The 6,646-nt window shown below is 33.7% G+C and carries 8 protein-coding genes; 3 read left to right on the top strand and 5 right to left on the bottom strand.

Annotated features, from left to right (window positions below):
• Positions 1-148: 148 nt before the first annotated feature.
• The 5 genes from V7014_RS22355 to V7014_RS22335 form a co-directional block, all read right to left on the bottom strand.
• Positions 149-1,168 carry a serine hydrolase domain-containing protein gene (locus V7014_RS22355; RefSeq protein WP_335510480.1) on the bottom strand — a complete coding sequence of 340 codons (1,020 nt, stop codon included), beginning with the start codon at positions 1,166-1,168 and terminating at the stop codon, positions 149-151.
• A 138-nt stretch (positions 1,169-1,306) separates the two neighbouring features.
• On the bottom strand, positions 1,307-2,131 hold the full coding sequence (locus tag V7014_RS22350; protein WP_335510478.1) for a MerR family transcriptional regulator: 825 nt from the start codon (positions 2,129-2,131) through the stop codon (positions 1,307-1,309).
• A 330-nt stretch (positions 2,132-2,461) separates the two neighbouring features.
• Positions 2,462-3,079, bottom strand: coding sequence for a YkyA family protein (locus V7014_RS22345; protein ID WP_335510476.1), 618 nt, complete (start codon positions 3,077-3,079; stop codon positions 2,462-2,464).
• 18 nt (positions 3,080-3,097) lie between these two features.
• Complete coding sequence (locus V7014_RS22340; RefSeq protein WP_335510474.1) at positions 3,098-3,874, bottom strand: polysaccharide deacetylase family protein; 777 nt, start codon at positions 3,872-3,874, stop codon at positions 3,098-3,100.
• Positions 3,875-4,584: 710 nt separating this feature from the next.
• Positions 4,585-5,052 carry a hypothetical protein gene (locus tag V7014_RS22335; RefSeq protein ID WP_335510472.1) on the bottom strand — a complete coding sequence of 156 codons (468 nt, stop codon included), beginning with the start codon at positions 5,050-5,052 and terminating at the stop codon, positions 4,585-4,587.
• Positions 5,053-5,446: 394 nt separating this feature from the next.
• On the opposite strand from V7014_RS22335, the gene V7014_RS22330 reads away from it, so the two are divergent.
• The 3 genes from V7014_RS22330 to V7014_RS22320 are packed head-to-tail and all read left to right on the top strand — an operon-like array spanning position 5,447 to position 6,391.
• On the top strand, positions 5,447-5,656 hold the full coding sequence (locus V7014_RS22330; RefSeq protein WP_335510470.1) for a hypothetical protein: 210 nt from the start codon (positions 5,447-5,449) through the stop codon (positions 5,654-5,656).
• A 32-nt stretch (positions 5,657-5,688) separates the two neighbouring features.
• Positions 5,689-6,090, top strand: coding sequence for a hypothetical protein (locus V7014_RS22325; RefSeq protein WP_335510468.1), 402 nt, complete (start codon positions 5,689-5,691; stop codon positions 6,088-6,090).
• A gap of 28 nt (positions 6,091-6,118) precedes the next feature.
• Positions 6,119-6,391 carry a hypothetical protein gene (locus V7014_RS22320; protein ID WP_335510466.1) on the top strand — a complete coding sequence of 91 codons (273 nt, stop codon included), beginning with the start codon at positions 6,119-6,121 and terminating at the stop codon, positions 6,389-6,391.
• Positions 6,392-6,646: the final 255 nt, after the last annotated feature.

Here is a 6,646-nt window from a genome sequence, read left to right as displayed (position 1 = left end):
GCGTAAAATAAAATACATTTAAAGAGAAATAAATTAAGATTTATTTCTCTATGCTATTAATAATAAAAACGTATATGTTTTTTATTTCAAAGACTCAAAATACCCCTACCAAACTATTAAATGAATCGATAAAGACTAGCAATGATTTTTAGTCAATTACAGCCGGAATAATAAAATCCTTAATCAGTGCCCACCTATCACGAGGATTAAGGATGAATTCTGACGCAATTGAAATGACTAGGTCTTTTTCTGGAATGCAACAAATGGTATTACCACCATCTCCTAGTGCTAAGTATGCAAAAACTCCGTCCTCTTCACGTAACCACCAAAGATAACCGTAGTGGTTGTTGTTCATCATTGTTGTTTCGTCAATCCATGTTTCAGGAATAATCTGATTATTGCTCCAAATACCGTGATTCAAATATAGATAACCAAAACGTGCCATATCACGTGGAGTTAGCGTAAGACCCCATCCTCCTGTAGAGTTACCACTTGGGTCTTTAACCCACCCTTTCACATTTTCCCCGAATAAATCCTCAAACCCAAATGATTTCATTTCACAATCCAGAATTTCTTTCATGCCGATGGGTTTAAATAAGCGTTCATTAGCAAACTCACGGGCGCTTTTTCCTGTGCTGCGAGTGATGATCGTTGAAAGCAAGTGCGCCCCTGCAGTGGAATACTTAAAAGTGCCAACACTTCCATTTTGGCCTAGCATATCCAGAGTATATTTTATCCAGTCAGGTTGTTTACACAACTTATCCAGCGGTTCGTGCCAGTCCTCAAATGGATAAGGAGCCGTCATAGTGAGAAGATGGCGTATCGTGATTTCTCGTTTCTGCCTATCATCATCGGAAGTATATTCAGTAAAAAAATCCAGTACCTTCTGATCTACATTTTTAATATATCCAGTATCTATGGCAATACCAATAAGGGCAGATATTATACTTTTCGTTACAGATGCCACATGGTGCATATCATCCGCGCCATAGCCATTAAAGTATCTTTCATAAGCAATATATCCATTTCTCACAACAACAATACCGTTTATATTGCTGTACTCGGATTTTATCATGGGGTCAAGCTCTGTAAGCTTATCAGAGTCCATTCTCAAAGTTGCCGGGTCTACGGATTGCCATTCTGTAGTTGGCCAGTAGTTTCTTTGCATTGTAGATTTCACCTCTAAAAGACGTTATTTGTTTAAGATTAAGAAAGTATACTAGACAAGTTTCTAGTTCCAGCGCCTAGTGTAAGTCGCTGAGTGAGGCGCTACTCATTTTCTTAGTAAGTGTTAAGAAAAATTACTTCATTTTTTCTTTACAGGAAAGTACACCTCGGTAATTAAATCCTCAGGAACGGTGGCCTGATTGGGATCGGTTACATATACTTCATATGGTGATTTCACCAATTCATATCCTTCATTTTCTATCCATTCCCTAAGCTTTGCATAAACAGACGTCAATTCTGAATATGAACCCTTTAAAACAGACTTCGCACAAAGGCCTCCAGGAAAATCTCTCGTTCCCTTTACAGCCTCTTCTATCGGAATAGCAAACTCTGTATCATTTCCGGCAGGATTGTATTCAGTACTGTGATAAATAGTTATTGGTGTACCAAGCAAGGTCAGTTTTTCAGTAGCTATCTTTCCATATAGCCTACTAAAATACTTTCCATATCCTAGAGCATAGTCATCACTTCTCATCATCAGACGCATATAAAGAATATTCATTGGCTGGGTTTCAACAAGTTGTACATCTACACTGTCAAGGTAAGACATAATAGGAATGCCTGTCTCTAAATTTAAAATATCATTATTCATTTGTTTTAAGGTATATTCAAAAGCATTTAGCTTTTCCTGTATTTCCCTTCTTTTTCGGTTAAGGATAGAACAAAGCATCTCTTCTGCTTGATCTTTTTCCAATTCCAAAACGTCTTTAATTTCTCCAAGTGAAAAATGATAAGATTTCAACCGGTTGATAAAGAGCATCTTTTTTAGTTGCCTGATGGAATAATATCTATAACCGTTTTCAGGATTAATCTCATCAGGATTAATTAATCCAATTTCATCATAATATCGAAGTGTTTTTGTAGATACTTCGCATATCTTTGAGAATTCTCCAATCGATAGCATGAGGTCACCTCCATCCTTCATTTTTTATAAAGACTAAATACCTTACATATCAATACTTTGTTCAATACTACTTTACTCCTTTCCCTAAGGGCAAAGTCAACTGCATAAATCTTAGACTTCTTTCTCAAATTGACCAAAAACAATTGTAGATAATTTTCACACTCAAAAAAAGGAAGCCTTAAAGTTTTGGCTTTCCTTTTAACTAATGATTGATATAAACTACATTCCCTATAATATCATCAGCATTAATCAATGCCGATCTGCTATCCGTACAACAATGATATTTTAAACAGTACTTTTTTTAGCTTGGTAAACTATTAAAGTTCTACCTCACGCTTTGCTTAATTGATTCCGTGTCTTATTATAAGCCTTTGTTGCTTCATTAAACTCATTTACGTATTTTCCAACTTGTTTACTAAGTGCATTTACTTCATCAACAGATGCTGAAATAGCTTTTAATTCTTTCCCATTCTGTAATGATCCATATAATCTACTTTTCTTACATAAAAGTTCATCGTATTTAGTTAACGCCTTGTCATACGCATCCAATCGGTCAATATACGTTTCATGAAGAAGCTTAATTTGTTTATCCTCTTTTGTATCTTTTAGTTTCTTTAATGTTTCTTCTGATTTATTAAGAAGTTGTTTCTGTTCTACTATTTTTGCTTTCTCTTCATCTATTAATTTTTGACCTTTTGAAATGACAGAGACAGCACTTGCCATTTGTTTAGTTACATTGTTAATCGTATCTTTTCCTTCTTCAAGGATAATCGTATACAATTGTTGCTCTTCCACATTCAAGTCACCAAAAAGTTCATTTTGGTTCGATTTTTGTAAAACTTGACTAACGATTTCCTTATGTTGCTCTAAATATTTCTCTCCATAATTACTACATCCTGTTAAAGTAAAAGTTAATAATGTCACAGTAATCATATAATATTTCTTCATTTCGCTTCCCCTTGAACCCTAAATTCTGTCATCTTTTAGAAAATTAACCATAAAGTGTTTTGATTCATCATATACATCGAACTCATATCCTTCTGCTTCGATCGTTTCAATGATTTGAGGTAATGCTTCAATCGTTCCTTTTTTATCATGAATTAAAATGATTTCAACCGGTTCTTCTAATTGTTTTTTAATTTCCGTTACAATTTGTGAAGGATTATTTTGATAGCGCCAATCGTTTGAATCGATCGTCCAATCCCATGTTTTTAACCCTGCACTTACTACTTGATCACGTAAGTCTTTCGTTAATCCAGGATTTGATCCGTATGGGCTACGAAATAAAATAGGCTTTTCATTTGTAAGTGAATTAATTTTTTGTTGAACTTGCTTCATCTCGCTTACAACTTCACCGTTCTTATAAAGCCTAGTGTAATCATGAGTCATGGAGTGCATGCCAACGTAATCACCTCGCTCATGAAATTTTTTCACATATTGTGGATATAAATCTATGTTACTACCAATTAAGAAAAAAGTTGCAGGTACTTCATATTCATTTAATATATTTATTAATTTATCAGCGTAACGAGAAGGTCCATCATCAATAGTTAAATAAGCTATTTTTCGAATTTGTCCGTTAAACTCCATTGGTGCTTCCTTTTCATCGTGTTTGTATTTTATAATAGGTAAAATAAGTTCTTGATCTAACTTACTTGCATCTGTTGTATTCGGACTTAGCAAACTCCCGATGATAATGCCACTTAAAATAAGTGTTGATAATTTCCCAAAACGTTTTTTCATTCCTTTTTCCTCTTCCTCAAGTCAAATTCTTTATCTGTCTTTTCTACATAATTAACACAACTAAGGTATAATCCATCTTTAGATTGTATGTGCATCTTCTCTGAGAAATGCCCCCTTGATACCCGTTTTGTTGTTCCAATTAGTAAATCGATTTTTCTAGTAATATAGCTTCTCAAATAAACCAAAAATAAAATTTCAATATATTTTCTTTTGTTCTGTTAAAATGAATACATAGTATAGACGGTGCACTTGATAAAATTGTTTTACATGTTTCAATTTTTTCTCCGGTATATATTTCCAATTAAATGGAAGAAGGTTTGGGAGATGTTTTTTTTAGGTTTAACAACTTGCTTAATCCTCTTAGGTTCAGGAGTAATGTTATCTATAAATGATCAAATGGTACTTGGAGTCGTTTTGATTATAGCTGGGATAATTTGTATTGGTTTACTTATTTACCATTATTCGAATAAGAAACGACGTGAAGATTTACTAGACTATTGCGGGGATTGGGGATGTAATATAGGTGAGGAACTGATTTGCAGTGAATTACCTTTTAATATGACTAAAGGCCGAAAAGTTTTCGGAGATTGCGACTGTGATTGTCTAGGTAATAGTTGTGATTGTAGCCCTTGATTACAAGTTTTCTAAAACCTGACTTTAAAAGCCCTTGACGCAATCGAAAATGCGGCAAGGGCTTTATTCAAAGATATCTATTGATAACGTGGTAATTCTTTAATACTATTAGGTAAATCTACAACTGGTAATTGATCATACATAATTTGAAAGTAATTATGAAATACTTGATTCAAATCAGCAAATAGTGGCTCAATCGCTTGATAACCATTCTCATTTGTATACGGTCCTTCAATAATATACTCGTAATACGGTGCCTTCATCCCACCCTTTAAACCAGTACGTAATTCTTGATGATTATTAAATATATGATCTGCTTCTAGTAGCCTAAATGGATTTAGATAAAATCGAAGAGCTATGCCTGTAATTGTATTATTAATAATATTTTGTTTTCCTCCTTTATACAACACAGTAGCTACTTGAAGCTTCATTAATTTGTCATCACTGCTCTCTTGCAGATTTTTATGAAAAAAGAATGATACGCTTTCTATTTGGCCTGCTTTTTGAAGTTTAGTTTCATCAACAACCAACTTTAAATTGTTCATTTTTTCACAAAAATACCAAAAATTGTCTTTCCCTGTTGGATTTAATAGCATATAGATTCTCCCTTCATGGCGCTATTCTCTCTTATTTATTTAGCGCATTGACGTGGCAAATCTCTCCCCGATTAACAATATTCAACACAATTCTAAAATATCCTCCTTTTTTTCACAAAAATATGAACAAACAAGCCAATTAAGTAGAAGATGAGGCTAACCCCATTACTCACACCACCATACGATTTATTTTTATTAATCTAAAAAAGCATTTTATAAACATTGAAGAACAGAAAAAATAGTCAAGTAATAGAAAAATCCACTCATATCATAGGTAAGATGCCGTACCTGTCATGTCTTATTTGCATAGACTATTTTTGAGTAAATTAAAGGAGGGAAAAAAATGGGCTTACGTGATAATGACAATTTTAGGCTCGATAATGATAATGACAACGATAATGATTTAAAAAATAGAAACCTTAATATAATGCGTGTTTTTCGAAGTGGAAATGCTATTTCAGATATCTGTATCAAGAGCGATGCAGATGCCGATTTAGATAGTAAATTAAAAACGATTCTTCGCGGTGGCGCTGGTGGAAAGGCTAAAAAATAGTTATATATTTCAAGTGTGAAGGAGGTGAAAAAATGGCTTTCTTTGATAATATTGAATTCGCTGAATTATTTTGTGATTGCGATGACGACGAGTCCGACATGAAGCATAGCAATAAACGTCATAAAAATCATCACAAAAATCGTAGCGAAAGTCACAGTTCCGATCATAGTGAAGATCACAGCAACGATCATAGCGAAGATCATGGCAGAAAACATCGTAAACATTCTAAACGTAAAAAACATATTAGCGTTGTTAATAAAAACAAAAATAAAAATGATAGTGATTTAAAAAATAGAAATTTAAACATCATGCGAGTAGAGTGCAGTGGAAATGCTATTTCAACTATTCGCATTAAAACAGAAGCAGATGCCGATTTAGATAGTGATTTAAAATCTATTATTCATGGCGGAAACGGAGGAAATGCTAAAAAATAAAAATTCTAAGAATATAGGAGGGAAAAAAATGGGTAAACATGATGAGTTTTTCAAAAAACATTCAAGAGCTAATGACATCGACGTTGATATTGATAACGACAACGATAACGATAATGACAATGAATTAAAAAATAGGAATGTAAATGTAATTAGGACGTTTAACAGTGGCAATGTGCATGCAAAAGTTTGGAATAAAACAGAAGCAGATTCAGATTCAGATATAGATAATGAGTCCAATGCTGGCGGTGGCGGTGGCGGTGCCGTCAACTCTAATAATTCGGGAGACGGCGGGGACGCTTAAATTTCTAAGAAGGAAAAACAGCTATTACCAAAAAATATAATTATTTTTTGGTAATAGCCAAATTCAATAAAAGAATGGAGATATTCTATGAAGCCTCCAAATACCAATCCTTCTGATATGGATTATAAGGATGAATCATTTTCAACGGTTTCTGGTGATGTTCAATCGAATGAACTACACGTTTCTCATAGTGGTAATTCAGAGGTAGACGTTAACGTAGAGGTTCATGTAGATTTAACTCCACTTGCATTTGCT

Source organism: Bacillus sp. JJ722, from assembly GCF_036963345.1.
Classification (GTDB): domain Bacteria; phylum Bacillota; class Bacilli; order Bacillales; family DSM-1321; genus Bacillus_AD.
The sequence above is the reverse complement of the archived record's forward strand: the minus strand, read 5'-3'. Positions and strand labels throughout refer to the sequence as shown.

Coding starts and splice junctions, on each gene's coding strand:
- V7014_RS22320 (WP_335510466.1), top strand. CDS start 6,119: ATGGGTAAACATGATGAGTTTTTCAAAAAACATTCAAGAGCTAATGAC.
- V7014_RS22350 (WP_335510478.1), bottom strand. CDS start 2,131: ATGCTATCGATTGGAGAATTCTCAAAGATATGCGAAGTATCTACAAAA.
- V7014_RS22335 (WP_335510472.1), bottom strand. CDS start 5,052: ATGAACAATTTAAAGTTGGTTGTTGATGAAACTAAACTTCAAAAAGCA.
- V7014_RS22330 (WP_335510470.1), top strand. CDS start 5,447: ATGGGCTTACGTGATAATGACAATTTTAGGCTCGATAATGATAATGAC.
- V7014_RS22355 (WP_335510480.1), bottom strand. CDS start 1,168: ATGCAAAGAAACTACTGGCCAACTACAGAATGGCAATCCGTAGACCCG.
- V7014_RS22345 (WP_335510476.1), bottom strand. CDS start 3,079: ATGAAGAAATATTATATGATTACTGTGACATTATTAACTTTTACTTTA.
- V7014_RS22325 (WP_335510468.1), top strand. CDS start 5,689: ATGGCTTTCTTTGATAATATTGAATTCGCTGAATTATTTTGTGATTGC.
- V7014_RS22340 (WP_335510474.1), bottom strand. CDS start 3,874: ATGAAAAAACGTTTTGGGAAATTATCAACACTTATTTTAAGTGGCATT.